The 15,157-nt window shown below is 45.3% G+C and carries 16 protein-coding genes; 11 read left to right on the top strand and 5 right to left on the bottom strand.

The annotated features are described in order from the left end of the window. Positions 1-156 precede the first annotated feature (156 nt). Positions 157-645, top strand: coding sequence for a beta-carotene hydroxylase (locus ACOJS8_RS27255; RefSeq protein WP_420151716.1), 489 nt, complete (start codon positions 157-159; stop codon positions 643-645). A gap of 131 nt (positions 646-776) precedes the next feature. On the opposite strand, the gene ACOJS8_RS27250 is transcribed toward ACOJS8_RS27255, so the two are convergent. Next, entirely contained in the window at positions 777-998 is a 222-nt protein-coding gene (locus ACOJS8_RS27250; RefSeq protein WP_009284883.1) for a DUF2795 domain-containing protein, read from the bottom strand. A 237-nt stretch (positions 999-1,235) separates the two neighbouring features. Between ACOJS8_RS27250 and ACOJS8_RS27245 the strand changes: the two genes are divergently transcribed. Then, positions 1,236-1,967, top strand: a complete 732-nt coding sequence (locus ACOJS8_RS27245; RefSeq protein WP_420151715.1) for a copper homeostasis protein CutC — start codon at positions 1,236-1,238, stop codon at positions 1,965-1,967. Here the strand turns inward: ACOJS8_RS27245 and purU are convergent. Next, positions 1,954-2,808, bottom strand: a complete 855-nt coding sequence (gene purU, locus ACOJS8_RS27240) for a formyltetrahydrofolate deformylase (RefSeq protein ID WP_420151714.1) — start codon at positions 2,806-2,808, stop codon at positions 1,954-1,956. The genes ACOJS8_RS27245 and purU overlap by 14 nt on opposite strands. Positions 2,809-2,889: 81 nt before the next feature. Between purU and ACOJS8_RS27235 the strand changes: the two genes are divergently transcribed. The 3 genes from ACOJS8_RS27235 (at position 2,890) to mog (ending at position 6,387) form a co-directional block, all read left to right on the top strand. Next, positions 2,890-3,882 (top strand): isoaspartyl peptidase/L-asparaginase family protein, encoded by a 993-nt coding sequence (locus ACOJS8_RS27235; RefSeq protein WP_420151713.1) that lies wholly within the window; start codon positions 2,890-2,892, stop codon positions 3,880-3,882. A gap of 93 nt (positions 3,883-3,975) precedes the next feature. Next, complete coding sequence (locus tag ACOJS8_RS27230; RefSeq protein ID WP_420151712.1) at positions 3,976-5,796, top strand: glycosyltransferase; 1,821 nt, start codon at positions 3,976-3,978, stop codon at positions 5,794-5,796. Between the two features lie 63 nt (positions 5,797-5,859). Further along, positions 5,860-6,387 (top strand): molybdopterin adenylyltransferase, encoded by a 528-nt coding sequence (mog, locus tag ACOJS8_RS27225; RefSeq protein ID WP_420151711.1) that lies wholly within the window; start codon positions 5,860-5,862, stop codon positions 6,385-6,387. A gap of 16 nt (positions 6,388-6,403) precedes the next feature. On the opposite strand, the gene ACOJS8_RS27220 is transcribed toward mog, so the two are convergent. After that, the gene (locus tag ACOJS8_RS27220) at positions 6,404-7,600 is read right to left on the bottom strand and encodes an anhydro-N-acetylmuramic acid kinase (protein WP_420151710.1); all 1,197 of its coding nucleotides are present in this window, start codon (positions 7,598-7,600) and stop codon (positions 6,404-6,406) included. 108 nt (positions 7,601-7,708) lie between these two features. On the opposite strand from ACOJS8_RS27220, the gene ACOJS8_RS27215 reads away from it, so the two are divergent. From ACOJS8_RS27215 to ACOJS8_RS27205, 3 genes are all read left to right on the top strand, one after another. Continuing rightward, entirely contained in the window at positions 7,709-8,599 is an 891-nt protein-coding gene (locus tag ACOJS8_RS27215; protein WP_420151709.1) for a fructosamine kinase family protein, read from the top strand. A 72-nt stretch (positions 8,600-8,671) separates the two neighbouring features. Next, positions 8,672-10,087 carry a DEAD/DEAH box helicase gene (locus tag ACOJS8_RS27210; RefSeq protein WP_420151708.1) on the top strand — a complete coding sequence of 472 codons (1,416 nt, stop codon included), beginning with the start codon at positions 8,672-8,674 and terminating at the stop codon, positions 10,085-10,087. 72 nt (positions 10,088-10,159) lie between these two features. Continuing rightward, the gene (locus ACOJS8_RS27205) at positions 10,160-10,966 is read left to right on the top strand and encodes a tetratricopeptide repeat protein (RefSeq protein ID WP_420151707.1); all 807 of its coding nucleotides are present in this window, start codon (positions 10,160-10,162) and stop codon (positions 10,964-10,966) included. A gap of 63 nt (positions 10,967-11,029) precedes the next feature. Here the strand turns inward: ACOJS8_RS27205 and fcl are convergent, their stop codons facing one another. Beyond that, positions 11,030-11,971 (bottom strand): GDP-L-fucose synthase, encoded by a 942-nt coding sequence (gene fcl / locus ACOJS8_RS27200; RefSeq protein WP_420151706.1) that lies wholly within the window; start codon positions 11,969-11,971, stop codon positions 11,030-11,032. Between the two features lie 58 nt (positions 11,972-12,029). On the opposite strand from fcl, the gene ACOJS8_RS27195 reads away from it, so the two are divergent. Next, positions 12,030-13,112, top strand: a complete 1,083-nt coding sequence (locus ACOJS8_RS27195) for a toxin-antitoxin system YwqK family antitoxin (RefSeq protein ID WP_420151705.1) — start codon at positions 12,030-12,032, stop codon at positions 13,110-13,112. A gap of 38 nt (positions 13,113-13,150) precedes the next feature. Here ACOJS8_RS27195 and ACOJS8_RS27190 read toward each other — a convergent pair whose 3' ends face one another. Next, entirely contained in the window at positions 13,151-13,783 is a 633-nt protein-coding gene (locus ACOJS8_RS27190) for an acetyltransferase (protein WP_420151704.1), read from the bottom strand. Between the two features lie 112 nt (positions 13,784-13,895). Here ACOJS8_RS27190 and ACOJS8_RS27185 point away from each other — a divergent pair, with 112 nt between their 5' ends. Together ACOJS8_RS27185 and ACOJS8_RS27180 are read left to right on the top strand one after the other, a co-directional pair. Then, complete coding sequence (locus ACOJS8_RS27185; RefSeq protein WP_420151703.1) at positions 13,896-14,726, top strand: UDP-2,3-diacylglucosamine diphosphatase; 831 nt, start codon at positions 13,896-13,898, stop codon at positions 14,724-14,726. A gap of 11 nt (positions 14,727-14,737) precedes the next feature. Further along, the coding region (locus tag ACOJS8_RS27180; protein WP_420151702.1) for a glycosyltransferase family protein at positions 14,738-15,157 on the top strand (420 nt) is incomplete at its 3' end.

Raw genomic sequence — 15,157 nt, 5'->3', positions numbered from 1 at the left:
AACCCGGTACTGTCAACCAACTTTTCGACGTAACAAACCGTTAGTAATTTGAATAAAGAAAATGTAGAATGAATAATCTAATCCATGTTGGCCGTTTCGCCTATTAAGCCGACATTACGGATCGTACATTATGCATCTACCTCAATAAACGTAAATATGTTGGTAAACGTTGCTTTGGTTTTAGGGACTTTTCTATTTATGGAAGGTGTGGCCTGGTTCACGCATAAATACGTAATGCACGGGTTTCTGTGGAGCTGGCATCGCGATCATCACAATCACCACAAAGGTTTTTTCGAAGTAAACGACCTGTTTGCGGTTGTATTTGCCCTGACTGCTATCACCCTGATCGGGACGGGCGTTGCCTATCCTGAACTGGATTTTCTAACCTGGATTGGCGCGGGCGTTACGTTATATGGTTTGTTTTATTTCGTGTTTCACGACATTATCGTTCACCGGCGTGTTAAAGTTAAGCTAGACACCAGCGGTCGATATATGCAGCGCATTATGCGGGCACACTACATCCATCACAAAGTGCACACCAAAGAAGGCGCTGAGGCTTTCGGTTTTCTGTATGCGCCGAAAAAATATGATCGGTCGGTGAAAGGACCGAAAACAGAAAGCCAATCAAGCAAAACGGCATCCTGAAGATAGTGCATCCACAAAGCACATGGCGAAGATTAATGATTTGTTCGCAGTAACGGAAAATTAATAAAAATAAAAAAGGTGTAATCCAGATTGTTGGGGTTACACCTTTTTGTCGAAAACGCCCTGATGAATTAATATTCGTCTTCGTTGAAAAAGAAGTCATCTTTGGTTGGATAATCCGGCCAGATTTCTTCAATGCTTTCATAGGGTTGCCCGTCGTCTTCAAGCTCCTGTAAGTTTTCAACAACTTCAAGAGGAGCGCCGGAGCGAATAGAATAGTCAATCAATTCGTCTTTAGTGGCAGGCCAGGGGGCATCTTCCAGGTAGGATGCCAGTTCGAGTGTCCAGTACATAGTGTGTTCGTATTTAGTGTCTGTTTTTCAATGAGGGTGCAAAAGTAAAAAAATCGTTAATATCCAAGCTATTTTACGCAAAAATGTTCATTTCAGCTACCTCAATGGGATTTAGGCGTTTAACGTGAAATTATTTCTTTTGTTTTAGGTTTTATTTTCAAGGCTTCACTTTCAGGAGCAGCCATCGCCTAATTAGGATTCCTGTCCGTAGCTCCGAAACTCAGAACTTTGTTAATTATGCTTGTTGAAGTTTGCGCGTTTTCTCTTGAATCCTGCCTGACGGCACAAAAGGCCGGTGCCGGACGTATTGAATTATGTGGCGGATTAGCCGAAGGTGGTACTACGCCAAGTGCGGGTCTGATTCAACTGGCCCGTCAGCATTTAACCATTCCGTTCTACGTCATGATTCGGCCGCGCGGGGGAGATTTTTCTTACTCTGAAACCGAACTGGACGTAATGAAGGCCGATATTCTCCTGGCTAAAACCCTGGGAGCGAATGGTCTTGTATTAGGTGTTCTACAGGTCGATGGCACTGTCGATGAGTTCAGAACACGAGAACTAATTGAATTGGCGAAGCCCTTGCCCGTTACGTTTCACCGCGCCTTCGATATGACACGCGATCCGCTCGAAGCGCTGGAAGCCGTCATCCGCACCGGAGCCGAACGTATTTTAACTTCCGGACAGCGACAAAACGTTGAGTTAGGAATCTCTACGCTACGTCAGCTTACTCAGCAAGCTGCCAAACGTATTGAAATTATGGCAGGAGCGGGCGTGAATGCGCAGAATGCGCATTCATTAATCGATGCTGGAGTTGATGCCCTGCACTTGAGTGGTAGTGCAAAAGAAGATAGCCGAATGACTTACCGACAACCAGCGGTTTCTATGGCCTCTGGCGTACCGGACGAATATGAGTATGTAGAAGCAAAGGAAGAAAAAATTCGGGGCGTGGTGCAGATCACAACACAATAGCGCGGTTTCCTGAAATAAATACCCGATCGTTAAAAACCAGCTTCAGCGCCTGCGATAAAACGATTTTTTCGACGTCACGTCCTTCCGTTGCCATATCAGCGGCCGTTTGGCGATGATTTACTTCTTTAACATCCTGCGCAATAATAGGCCCTTCATCTAAATCATTATTAACAAAGTGGGCCGTAGCCCCAATAATTTTTACCCCTCTCTCGTAAGCTTGCCGATATGGATTTGCGCCAACAAATGCAGGCAAAAATGAATGGTGAATATTAATGATCCGGTTCGGAAAATGATTGACAAAATCAGCGGTCAGAACCCGCATGTATTTGGCTAGAACAAGGTACTCCGGCTCGTAAATGGAAAGCGTTCGCAAAATGGCTTCTTCATGCTCTTCCCGTGTTTTACGCTCGTGCGATACGTAGTGAAAAGGAATACCAAATTTGCTGACTAACGGCTGCAAAATATTATAATTACTAATAACTGCCAGAATATCAGCATCTAACTCATCGAAGGCGTAGCGAATTAACAGCTCGGCTAAACAGTGGTGCTCTTTCGTCACCAACACCACAATGTTTTTCTTCCGCTTCGGATTCAGGCGAAATGTGATACCTGATTGATTAACTGACTTAGGCAAGGTTGTTTTTAATTCGGTCAACAAAGCTTCATTATCAAACGTACCCTCAAATTCGGTGCGCATAAAAAACTGTCCCGATGGACTGACGTATTCATCATTATGAATAATATTCAGATTATGCCGAAACAGCACGCCCGTTACGTGGTAAATCAACCCCTTGCTATCGGGGCCATCCATCAGGAGAACATGTTTATTGGAAACGGTCATATGTGGTTTTTAATAAATTGATTAAAAGTAGCGAATACCAACCGTTTATTCCTTTATTTTGGGCCATAAGCCTCCCAATCTATGATAAACCGACGTCGTTTTTTAACCCTTGGCTCGTTTGCAGGGTTAATCCCTTCTTTGTCGTTCAAGCCGCTAAATTCATTTGTTCATTCTAAATCAGCCCATACGTCTATAACCGATTCTTTGGCACCAGGGCCTATAGTTATTTCAACCTGGAAGCAACCAAAAGCCAATGCAGCGGCTCAGGCTGCTTTAGACAAAGGAGGCAGTGCTCTGGATGCTGTTGAAGCAGGGGTTCGTATACCCGAAGCTGATCCTGAAGATATGAGCGTCGGATACGGAGGTCGTCCTGACCGTGATGGCCACGTTACGCTCGATGCCTGTATTATGGACGAGAAAGGAAATGCTGGTGCTGTTACGTTCCTTGAACACATCATGCATCCAATTTCCGTAGCGAGGGCAGTTATGGAAAAAACCCCGCATGTGATGCTCAGTGGCGAAGGGGCACTAAACTTTGCGTTGTCTCAAGGGTTTAAGAAAGAGAATCTGCTCACGAAAAAAGCTGAAAAAGAGTGGCGCGAGTGGCTCAAAACCGCAAAATACAAACCCATTGCCAACATCGAACGGCACGATACAATTGGCATGTTAGCCATCGACAGTAAAGGAAATATTTCTGGAGCCTGCACAACCAGTGGCCTGGCGTACAAAATGCGTGGCCGGGTTGGCGATTCACCTATTATCGGTGCCGGTTTATTTGTCGATAACGAAATCGGTGGAGCGTGTGCCACCGGCCTCGGCGAATTGGTGATGCGTACTTGTGGGTCTTTTTTGGTTGTTGAACTAATGCGCCAGGGCCGAACTCCTCAGCAGGCTTGCGAAGAAGCCGCACTACGTATTGTGAAGAAGCAGGATTACAAAGACATACAGGTTGGTTTCCTGGCCGTAAACAAAAAAGGTGAGTTCGGCGCTTACAGTATTCAGCCCGGTTTTAACTACACGTTGACGCAGAATAAAAAGACACAGGTAACTGATGCAAAATCATACTTGAAATGAACAAGTTTTTCTTTTATTGTTTATAGTACTTAATTGCCGTGCAAAGAGCCAGTAATCATTGGTACTAAACTGTTATTAAAATTAAGCAATACATTGGAATCGGTATTTTCAACATCGAAGCGCAAGCTCCTACTCGAAGTCGCCTGGGAGGTATGTAATCAGGTAGGTGGAATTTATACGGTTATTCGGTCGAAAGTGCCAGCAATGGTCGAGAAATGGGACGATAACTACGTAGCGTTAGGGCCTTATTTTCCGCAACGATCCGCGGCTGAATTTGAACCGATTACTGAACCAGACGAAACAGAAATTGGTCAGACGGTTCGTAAAATGCGCCAGATGGGCTATCATGTTGAGTACGGGTATTGGCTGGTGACGGGTCGGCCACGGGTGGTTCTATTTGACATTAACAGCGTCAGCGCGGAACAGCTCAATCAGATAAAAACGCAGCTCTGGCTGAATTACCAGTTATCTACGCTCAATATTGAAGATCTTGTCAACCAGACAATTGCGTTTGGCGAGATGGTCAAGCTTTTTATTACACTATTGGCCGAAGATCATGCTCGCCGGGTTGATTTTGTTGCGCACTTCCACGAGTGGATGGCCAGTACTGGTCTGCCTGATTTACGGCGTAATAATGTAAAAGTAGCCACTGTATTTACTACGCATGCGACCATGCTCGGGCGGTATCTGGCACAAAATGAAGCGGGTTTCTACGGAAAGCTTCCTTTTTTCGACTGGAAACGGGAAGCCCAGCACTACGGCATTGAAACACAGGCAACCATTGAACGATTGGCCGCGCTTCAATCTCACGTATTTACAACAGTCAGCGACGTAACGGCGCGCGAATGCGAAGTTTTCTTAGGCCGAAACCCAGACTTAGTTTTACCAAATGGCCTGAACGTTACACGGTTTGCGGCTGTCCACGAATTCCAGAATCTCCACGTTCGCTATAAACAGAAGATTCACGAGTTTGTGATGGGACACTTCTTCCAGAGTTATTCGTTCGACTTGGAAAAAACGTTATATTTCTTCACATCCGGCCGATTTGAGTTTTCCAATAAAGGGTATGATCTCACGCTCGAAGCGCTAGCCCGCTTAAACTATCGGATGCGTCAGGCTAATATGGACACTACGGTGGTCATGTTTATGGTTACAAAACAGCCATATACATCCATTAACCCCGACGTATTGCATTCGCGCGCATTGCTCGATGAAATTCAGGAAACCTGCGAGAGTATTGAAAAACAAGTTGGTGAACGATTATTCCACGCAGCGGCATCCAATACGCAAAGCACTTCCTTGCCTGACCTGAATAATTTCGTAGATGAATACTGGCGACTTCGACTTCGACGTACCGTACAAAGCTGGAAGACAAAACATCTGCCGCCTTTTGTGACCCATAATCTGGTTAATGAAGATGCTATGACGCATTTCATTCGGCAGGCTAACCTGGTCAACAACGAATATGACCGGGTTAAGATCGTTTATCACCCTGACTTCATCGCTTCTACAAATCCCCTGTTTGGGCTTGATTACAGCCAGTTTGTACGCGGTTGTCACCTTGGTGTTTTCCCCAGTTATTACGAACCCTGGGGTTATACACCACTGGAGTGCGTTGTGCGTGGAATTCCGACCGTAACGAGCGACCAGTCGGGCTTTGGCGATTTTATTATGCAAATCATGCGCGATTACGAAAATCGCGGTATTTATGTTATTAATCGCCGTACACAATCGTTTAACGAAGCCGCCGATCAATTAACCGACGTACTGTACCGGTTTGTCCGGATGGCGCAGCGAGACCGTATCAAGCAGCGTAACCAGGTCGAAAGCATTGCTGAAGTGTTTGACTGGAGCAGCCTCCGCTCATACTATGATACAGCTCATGATTTGGCGTTGAAACGTAAGAAACCCTGAGCAACGGTAAACTGCCTCAAAGACGATGTGTAGCATTTGAGGCAGTTTACGTTATTTTTATCCATGATCAAGATTGGCATTATCAACGTTTCAGATCGGGCGAGCGCAGGTGTTTACGAAGATATTCCCGGAAAAGCGGTTGTCGGTTTTCTAACGGATTGGCTTACCAGCGTCTGGGAACCCGTCTACCGCGTTATTCCTGATGAGCAGGATCAGCTCGAAGCAACAATGATTGAACTGGCCGATCAGGAAGGCTGCTGTTTAGTTGTTACAACCGGTGGTACTGGACCAGCGCTACGTGACGTAACGCCCGAAGCAACGGAAGCTGTCTGCCAGAAGATGATGCCCGGTTTTGGTGAACTGATGCGCCAGGAGAGCCTACGCTACGTACCAACGGCCATACTATCGCGCCAAACAGCTGGTATCCGCAATCAAACGCTTATTCTGAACCTACCGGGCAAACCAACGGCTATTGGTCAGTGCCTGTCAGTTGTGTTTCCAGCTATCCCCTATTGCATCGACCTTATAGGCGGACCATTTCTCACAACCGATGAAGCAAAAATGAAAGTGTTTCGGCCAAAAAATTCGTGAATTCGTCCGATTGGCTTTATTTCGGAAAACTTACTTTTCCCATTGTCACGCTCGGAACGCCCTGCCTTTGCCCGAAATATGTAGTGCCTCCTGCCAAACTTTCATTCGCCAGTACAGCAAATAGTACTGCCTCCTTCGCATCACCATTAATTCCTAACTCATCGGTACGTCCGAAATTAAAGTCGGGTAGTTGCTGCTGAATCGCCTTGGTCAGTACGGGGTTGTGCATACCTCCCCCACTCATGTATACGTGGTATTTTTCGGTCTGAATGACTACACGCCTGATGGCCTCAACGATTGTATCAGCACTAAACTGAACGAGCGTTGCCATGAGGTCAGCATGATTTAGATGATTGGTCTGACTACGCGTTTGCGCATCCTCGACATAAGTTACATTAAAAACTTCAGGTCCAGTTGTTTTTGGAAAAGGTGCGTCGAAGAATGGGTTGGTTTTCAACGCCTGAAGCAAGTCAGAATTTATTTTTCCCTGAGCAGCTAATGTCCCGTCTTTGTCATAAGGCTTGTTTAGCAACTTCCGTGCATACGCATCCAAGAGCGTATTGCCAGGGCCTGTATCTGTTGTAAAGACATCTCCGGCATTGCCATCGGCAGGTAAATATGTAAAGTTGGCAATGCCCCCCATGTTGAGTAAAATGCGGTTTTCGCCCGCTTTTGAAAACATGAAGTAATCACCATAAACAGCTAATGGAGCCCCTTCACCCCCATGGGCAATGTGCTTTTGGCGGAAATCACTGAATGTAATAATGCCCGTTTCGGCCGCTACGTGATCACCATCGCCGATTTGAAGCGTTGCATTGGGGAACTTATCAAGTCGATGCTGACTTTTGGGTGCGTGATAGACAGTCTGTCCGTGACTGGCTACAATATCTATGTCGCCGGGATTGAGGTTCCAATCCTGTAAACAACTGAGAATCATCTGGCCGTGCATTCGCCCGATATAAGGATTTAACAAACAAAGTTGCTCAAATTCGATTTTGCTTTTAGCGAAAATGGTACGTATATCGGCTTTTACTTGATCGTCGTAGGGTACCGTAGCAAATCGTTCGAGTTTGATTTGAGTTGTGGAGCCTTGACCTGAAATACGGCATATAGCTATGTCGAGGCCATCTAGCGAAGTACCAGACATCAAACCGATAATCCGGCGTTCAGGCTTCCGGGCAATGTCGTATAAGTGCTGAATGTGTGAGTTCATTTTAGGGTAGTTTTCACCATGGACGGTTTACAAGTGTGCTATCTCTGAAATCCTGACTGATTGGATTGGCAAACTACTGAAAACTGTAAACCGCAAACTATAGGGCACATGGATTTCTGGGGTACCGAGCAATTTTCTTTTTTTGAAAGTATACTTTTTTCTGTTTTAGGCCGAACGGTTGATGTTATCGACACTCAATTTTTATCAGGGGGAGATATTAATACAGCTGCTCAGGTGTTTGCATCAGAAGGCATATTTTTCATTAAATGGAATCAGTTTGAGCAACCAGATAACCAGAATATGTTTGAGACGGAAGCTTTGGGGCTCGAGTTACTACGTCAGGCGAAGGCTTTTCAAGTGCCGCAGGTGATCGGTTATGGCCAGCACGGAGACAAATCCTATTTGATTCTTGAATACATTGAACCGGGCAAACCTACTAAATCCTACTGGGAGACCCTGGGCCAGTCGTTAGCTACATTGCATTCGCACACACAAGCTAAATTCGGCTTACATTTCAATAATTTTATTGGTTCGTTACCACAAACCAATACGTTGACGGCCAATGGATATGACTTCTTTTTCGAGCAACGGCTGTTGCCACAGGCAGGTTTAGCATTATATAAAGGGCTATTGCCTAAAAACGTATACGACGCTCTTTTTCGCCTTTACAACCGCTTACCCGATTTACTTCCCGACGAACGACCGGCTTTGCTTCATGGCGATTTGTGGTCAGGAAACATACTGGTTAATGAGACTAGTAAACCTGCTCTGATTGACCCTGCTGTTTATTACGGATTTCGCGAATCAGAACTTGCGTTTACCAGATTGTTTGCCGGATTTGATGAGTATTTCTATGATGCGTATGATGAAGCTTTCCCGCTTCAGCAGGGATTTAATGAACGGGTTGCTATTTACAATCTTTACCCGCTACTGGTTCATGTGAATCTGTTTGGCTCAGGTTACGTTAGTGGTGTAGAACGCGTACTAAAACAATTTTAGTCAACAGTGGTCAGTTGTCGCTAGCGAAGCCAAATGAATCTTCAACTGAAACCCGTTGATTATCGATTTTTTATGGAAATTACTTCTTTTGAACAGTTTGAACTGAATCGGCAGCTACTCAATGCCGTAACCGAACTTGGCTATACAGAACCGACCCCCATTCAGCAGAAAACAATTCCGCTGAGTTTGGAAAATCATGACGTACTGGGTATTGCGCAAACCGGAACGGGTAAAACAGCTGCTTATTTACTACCGCTGTTGATGAAGATAAAATATCCACAGGGTACCAATCCTCGCGCGTTGATTCTGGCTCCAACGCGCGAACTGGTCATGCAGATCAATGAAGCTGTCAGCGCAATAGGAAAATATACGGGGCTTCGCCATCTGGCACTTTATGGCGGTCTTGGCCCCAAAACACAAATTGAAGCACTCCAAAAAGGCGTTGATTTGCTGGTGGCAACACCCGGTCGCTTTCTAGACCTTTATCGACTTGGTGAAATTGTCACGAAAGACATTCGCACAATGGTGCTGGATGAAGCCGATAAAATGATGGATATGGGCTTCATGCCTCAGATTCGGTCTGTTCTTGAAGTAATTCCAACGAAGCGACAAAATCTTTTATTTTCGGCCACTTTCGGCGGACGCGTAGAGCGCTTATCCGCTGAATTTCTGGAAGCTCCTATCAAAGTTGAGGTCACTCCCCAGGCATCAACAGCCGACATGGTCAGTCAGGTGATTTATGAAGTGCCTAATTTTCGGACAAAGGTTAATCTCCTCGACTATTTGATTAATAAAGATGCCTTTCAGCGGGTGATCATCTTCGCTCGTACGAAAAGCACTGCCGAAAACATTTATAAATTTCTTGCTCGTAAGGTTGTTGAGTCTGACAGGATTCGGGTTATTCATGCCAACAAAGGCCAGAATACACGCATAAACGCGATGGAGGCCTTTAAAGAAGGCAATATTCAGGTTTTGGTAGCGACAGACGTAGCAGCCCGAGGAATAGACGTAGCGCAGGTGAGCCATGTCATCAATTTCGATTTACCGCTAATCTACGAAGATTATGTCCATCGTATCGGTCGAACCGGACGTGCTAATCATACCGGAGAAGCCATTACGTTCCTGACAATGGCTGAAGAGTACCATGTACAGAAGATTGAGAGAATTATTCGCATGACGATTCCCAGAAAGCCGTTGCCGACTGAAGTTGAGGTTATGGAAACGCCATTCGATGAGCAACAAGCGATGCTACGTGAGATAGACGAACAGCGACGTAAGGAAGATCCTACATTTCTGGGCGCTTTTCACGAAAAAAAAGCCAAGAATCTGCCCAATGCAAAAGATCGGTTAAAAGCTAAATCTAAACTACCTGGCAGTAAGAAAGCAGCTTCGCAGGGTAATAATGGTCGGTCTGGTGCAGCAAATCGTAAAACAGGAACGCCTGTTTCGGCTGTAAAGCGCTCAGGTTCACGGGGCGGGCGTCGTTAATTTGTCGATAATGTACTAATTTAGATTTCCCCTTCGTTTTATCGAGACATAGACTGTGCTACCGTAATTTCTATGATCGTTCGAATAAATCTGATTCAGTGGACTTTAGTAGTGCTGCCGTTTTTAGCGGTCGCACAACCTAAGCAGTTCGTTACATCGGCACGTTCTGGCGATTCCGTTCGGCAGTCCAGAACGGTGATTACGCCCACTGAAACAGTTACCCCTTCGACAGAAATTTCCTCCAGTAGTGACACCGATGCCACCCATATCTCGGTCAATACGTTACCTCTTTTCGGCGAACGCCCAAAAACTGCCGCCCAGATTGGCGAAGAAATTCATTTCCTGAACGATTGTGATCGTAATTTCGCTAGTCGCTCTGAAGCCAGCGATTTTTTTGCAAACCGGGGTTGGGACTACGTAGCGAATGGACAGTTAGACACGGCGGCCTATCGCTTCAACTTATCGTGGCTGCTTAATGACCGTAATGCTGACGCTTATTGGGGGCTTGGCGTTGTGTGCTATCAGAAGAATCAGCTACCCGACGCCATCCGAATGTTAAAAAGAGGGTTAGCTGTGGCCGACAGTAACGTGGTACTCATGACCGATCTGGCAACGGTAGAGATTAAACACTATCAGGATAAAGCTAACGCAGAGGCACTAACCGATGCAGAAAAGCACTTGCAGCGAGCAATAGGCATTAGCCCAGCAAACGCTACGTCTCATCAGAAACTTTCGGTTGTGTACTATCTGCGAGCTGATTATGCGAAAGCCTGGGACTATTTGCATCAGGCGCATCACCTCGACCTTTCCAGTCTTGATCTGGGTTATGTGAATGAGTTGCTCGCTAAACAGCCCGATCCTAAAGGAATCTTTAAGTAATGAGTCGATAGTCAGGATTTGTCAGTTACTGACACTGGAGATTCCTGACTATCGACTATCTATTTATTCTACGTACAGTACTTCATTGGCCAGAAAATCCTGATACGTCCGTTCGATCCCTTCTTTCAGTTCAGTAGTATGCTTCCAGCCCATTGTGTGCAACCGCGATACGTCCATTAGTTTACGCGGTGTTCCGTCGGGTTTGTCTGTATTCCAGCGCAGTTCGCCTTCGAAGCCGACAGTCTCTTTAACCATTTCTGCCAGTTCGCGAATCGTTACGTCCTCGCCTGTACCAATGTTAACAAACAATTCATCATTGTAATGCTCCATCAGATAGAAGCAGGCATCAGCCAGATCATCAGCATGAAGGAATTCACGTCGTGGTGAGCCTGTTCCCCATACCTCAACGAAAGGCTGCTCATTGATTTTTGCTTCGTGAAACTTTCTAATCAGGGCTGGCAGTACGTGTGAACCGTTCAAATCGTAGTTGTCGTTTGGCCCGTAAAGATTTGTGGGCATCGCTGAAATGAAATTGCAACCGTACTGGCTACGGTAGGCTTCACACAACTTAATTCCCGTGATTTTAGCAACAGCATATGGTTCGTTTGTCGACTCCAGATAACCACTAAGCAAGTATTCTTCTTTTAAAGGCTGTGGAGCCATTTTTGGATAAATACATGACGAGCCAAGGAACAGTAATTTAGTAACTTCTGTTTGATAAGCGCTATGAATGATGTTTGATTCAATCATCAGATTATCATACAGAAATTCAGCACGATACGTATTGTTTGCCAGGATACCACCCACTTTAGCAGCAGCCAGAAATACATATTCAGGCCGCTCTTGCTCAAAAAAGTCGGCTACACTCGTCTGGTTACGTAGGTCCAGCTCTGATGAAGTGCGTGTAATTATGTTAGTATATCCTTCGGCTTGAAGTTTACGGACGAGAGCCGACCCGACCATTCCCCGGTGTCCGGCAACATATATACGGGCTTCTTTTTTCACAAGAATTGGTTTTTTAGATTAGCCCGCCATGGATTGAGCGGTGCAGTTATAAAATAATATGGCTTCAGAAAGCGTTGCAAAACTAACAAACTTCGGGCACCAATCGTTTGCTCATGCTATGTTTGCTACTAATTTGAACCGAACATTTTCGCTTCTTTTTCTGACAATTACGGTCAGAACGGCTGTACTTGCACAAAGTCCCGCCACTGCTCCAGCCTCATTTACTACGGCTTCGAAACCAGTGTTGGCTCCGTCTGGAGCTCCGCCGTCGCCTTTGTCCGCCTTTTCGTCAGTACCGTCTTCGCTAACAACGCTTGGTTTACCAACTATGTCGTCTTTAAAAGAACAGAAAGATGCTTACGTAGCGGGAATTATGCCTGATTTAGGATTAAAAGTAAAACAACTTAAAAAACTCAAGGCTGACAAGAAAAGTAAACAAAAATTGGCAAAGACGGAATATGAAGGTTTGTCAATGGTAAAAGCGTATACAAAATTCGGTAGTGGCGATCGAACAATCGTTGAAGAGTTTTACGTACTACGTGATAACGATGCGGTGAAGCCGCTTCCTTATGTAAGAGATGTTTTTCGTTATTATCAGAAATCAAGTCGGGTAACGAGTTCAGTCATCAAGGATGAAGGTACAGGTCTCCTGCTGCATGGCCCTTATCGACGTTATCAGAACGATGCTCTGATTGAGGAAGGTCATTACTACGCTGGCATGAAAGATGGCCGCTGGGAGAAATATGACGCAAAGTTTATGCTAACCGATAAAACTCATTGGCATCGGGGCGTACCGGCAGAATCTCAGCTGACCTATTATGATTCAACGCATCGTAAGATCAAAGAGATTATTCCGATGGAATATGGTAAAGTGAAAGGAACATACATGGCCTTTCATGAAAACGGTCTGTTGGCCCAGGAAGGCAAATATGAGAATGGTGTAAAAGTTGGCCGATGGACGGAGTATTACCCTATTAATCCAAGCGGCCGGCGGATGCGTCGTAAACTGACTCAATACGCCAGCGACCAGTGGGATACTGCTTTTGAACCGTATACCATTACTGAATGGGATGAAAAAGGAAAGGTAACGTACGAGCGGGCTAAAGAGAAAGTTATTCAGGACGATGAAACAGAAAATTAGTCGATAGTCAGTGTCTATCGACTTTCGCCCAGCGCACCTTACACAACTTTCGCTGGGTTTCCGAATACAGTTGCACCAGCCGCTACGTTCTCTACAACAACCGAGCCCGCTCCTACGCGGGCATTTTTGCCAATAGTGACGCCTGCCACAATCGTTGCCCCGGTTCCGATGAAAGCGCCTTCCTCAATAGTTACCTCACTACTGATCAGGCTGCCAGTTCCGATCTGAATATAATTGCCAAGTGTAGCCTGGCTTTCAATAACCGCTCCCGATTGAATAATGCAATGTTGCCCAATTTCGGCGAAGGGGTTAATAACCGTCCGGGCAGCAATCAGATTTCCGTGGCCGATTGAGGCCATTATCGATATGGTTGCCGTATCGTGAATAGCATTAACTGGCTGCACCTTTCGTCGTTCATTAAGCATTTTAACCAAACGTTTTCGGACGCGAGTGTCGCCGATAGCTATAAATGCTTCACACTTATGGCCTATTAATTTCAAGAAGCCATCATCGTCTGTTTCTCCCAGCACAGACACGTCCCCGAACTGTTTTCCGTGTAGGTTTTTATTATCATCCAATAAGCCATACACCACTACGTTGTTTCGCTGAAACAGGTCTAAAGCCGTTACGCCAAGGCTCCCCGCACCGAAAATAAGCACTGGATTCTCCATTTTTTGTGGTCTGTTAAGTTAATATGAATAACCGCTCCCATAGAGTGGCGTTCTTGTCAATTTGGTAACATTTCAATAATTCTTACTTCACAGGAGATACGTAGTTTCGTTCATGCAATTACGTACGCAATTCCGCACAATTGTGCTTTCTGATATCCACCTTGGCACTACGGGATCAAAAGCCAAAGAAGCCACTGAATTTTTGCGTAATTACTCCTGTCAGAAACTCATTCTTAATGGTGATATCGTTGACGGCTGGCAACTGAAACAATACGGCACTTGGAAGAAAAAACATACTGCTTTTTTTAAAACGGTTTTAAAGCAAATCGTTCATTATAACACCAAAGTTATTTATCTGCGCGGCAACCACGACGATTTTCTGGATCAGATTATGCCGCTCAAAGTAGGCAGAAACTTCTCGATTCGTAAAGATTACACGTTGACCAGCGATACCAGAAAATTTTATGTAACACATGGCGATGTATTTGACTCTATCACGTCGCAAATGAAATGGCTGGCTTATCTGGGAGATCTTGGCTATACTTTCCTCCTGTGGATCAATAAGTTCTACAATAATTACCGAACCTGGCGAGGCTTACCTTATTATTCACTTTCGCAACGTATCAAATCCCGCATTAAGCACGCCGTCAATTACATCTCTGATTACGAGCAAAAGTTAACTGAACTAGCGCGGGCTCGCGGTTGCGATGGAGTCATCTGCGGCCATATCCATCAACCTGCCATCACAGAGTTTGAGGGTATCATTTATATGAATTCCGGCGATTGGGTCGAATCGTTAAGCGCTTTAGTGGAAGACCACGATGGCAACTGGAGCTTACTTTACTACACATCCGATCTTTCTGAAGACGATACCGAGCCTGAACTGAAAGAATCGCGACTCAGGCTCGGTACCATCAACGGCGTTTCTGTTCCAACAAACTAATTCACTACGTTATGCGTGCTTTATTTTTAATACAGGGTGAAGGTCGCGGGCATTTGACGCAGGCATTATCACTAGCGCAAATGCTACGTATAGCTGGTCATGAAGTACTAGGAGCGGTGGTTGGCGTAACGGCAGAACGAGACGTACCAGCCTTTTTTAGCGAAGCTTTTAGTGCGCCAATCACACCTATTTTTAGTCCAGGACTGGTTTATAATGCAGGAACAAACGCACTGGAACCTTTTAAAACAACGATACAGGCCATCCAGAATATTCGACCGTTATGGAAAAGCCTGAAGCAGGTACATCATATTATTGAAACGCAACGCCCTGATGTAGTTGTCAACTTCTATGAAATGCTTGGAGGATTAACGTATGCTTTGTTACGTCCGTCAGTTCCAATGGTCTGTATTGCTCACCAGTACATGGTTTTT

Origin of the sequence: Spirosoma sp. (genome assembly GCF_048594605.1) — a bacterium.
In the GTDB taxonomy this organism is placed as follows: domain Bacteria; phylum Bacteroidota; class Bacteroidia; order Cytophagales; family Spirosomataceae; genus Spirosoma.
This window is presented reverse-complemented; position numbering and strand designations above follow the sequence as displayed.

Excerpts from the sequence above, each read along its gene's own strand:
- ACOJS8_RS27195 (WP_420151705.1), top strand. The coding sequence starts at position 12,030 with ATGGCTTCAGAAAGCGTTGCAAAACTAACAAACTTCGGGCACCAATCG.
- ACOJS8_RS27185 (WP_420151703.1), top strand. The coding sequence starts at position 13,896 with ATGCAATTACGTACGCAATTCCGCACAATTGTGCTTTCTGATATCCAC.
- ACOJS8_RS27255 (WP_420151716.1), top strand. The coding sequence starts at position 157 with ATGTTGGTAAACGTTGCTTTGGTTTTAGGGACTTTTCTATTTATGGAA.
- ACOJS8_RS27245 (WP_420151715.1), top strand. The coding sequence starts at position 1,236 with ATGCTTGTTGAAGTTTGCGCGTTTTCTCTTGAATCCTGCCTGACGGCA.
- ACOJS8_RS27215 (WP_420151709.1), top strand. The coding sequence starts at position 7,709 with ATGGATTTCTGGGGTACCGAGCAATTTTCTTTTTTTGAAAGTATACTT.
- mog (WP_420151711.1), top strand. The coding sequence starts at position 5,860 with ATGATCAAGATTGGCATTATCAACGTTTCAGATCGGGCGAGCGCAGGT.
- purU (WP_420151714.1), bottom strand. The coding sequence starts at position 2,808 with ATGACCGTTTCCAATAAACATGTTCTCCTGATGGATGGCCCCGATAGC.
- ACOJS8_RS27210 (WP_420151708.1), top strand. The coding sequence starts at position 8,672 with ATGGAAATTACTTCTTTTGAACAGTTTGAACTGAATCGGCAGCTACTC.
- ACOJS8_RS27235 (WP_420151713.1), top strand. The coding sequence starts at position 2,890 with ATGATAAACCGACGTCGTTTTTTAACCCTTGGCTCGTTTGCAGGGTTA.
- ACOJS8_RS27250 (WP_009284883.1), bottom strand. The coding sequence starts at position 998 with ATGTACTGGACACTCGAACTGGCATCCTACCTGGAAGATGCCCCCTGG.
- ACOJS8_RS27190 (WP_420151704.1), bottom strand. The coding sequence starts at position 13,783 with ATGGAGAATCCAGTGCTTATTTTCGGTGCGGGGAGCCTTGGCGTAACG.
- ACOJS8_RS27205 (WP_420151707.1), top strand. The coding sequence starts at position 10,160 with ATGATCGTTCGAATAAATCTGATTCAGTGGACTTTAGTAGTGCTGCCG.
- ACOJS8_RS27220 (WP_420151710.1), bottom strand. The coding sequence starts at position 7,600 with ATGAACTCACACATTCAGCACTTATACGACATTGCCCGGAAGCCTGAA.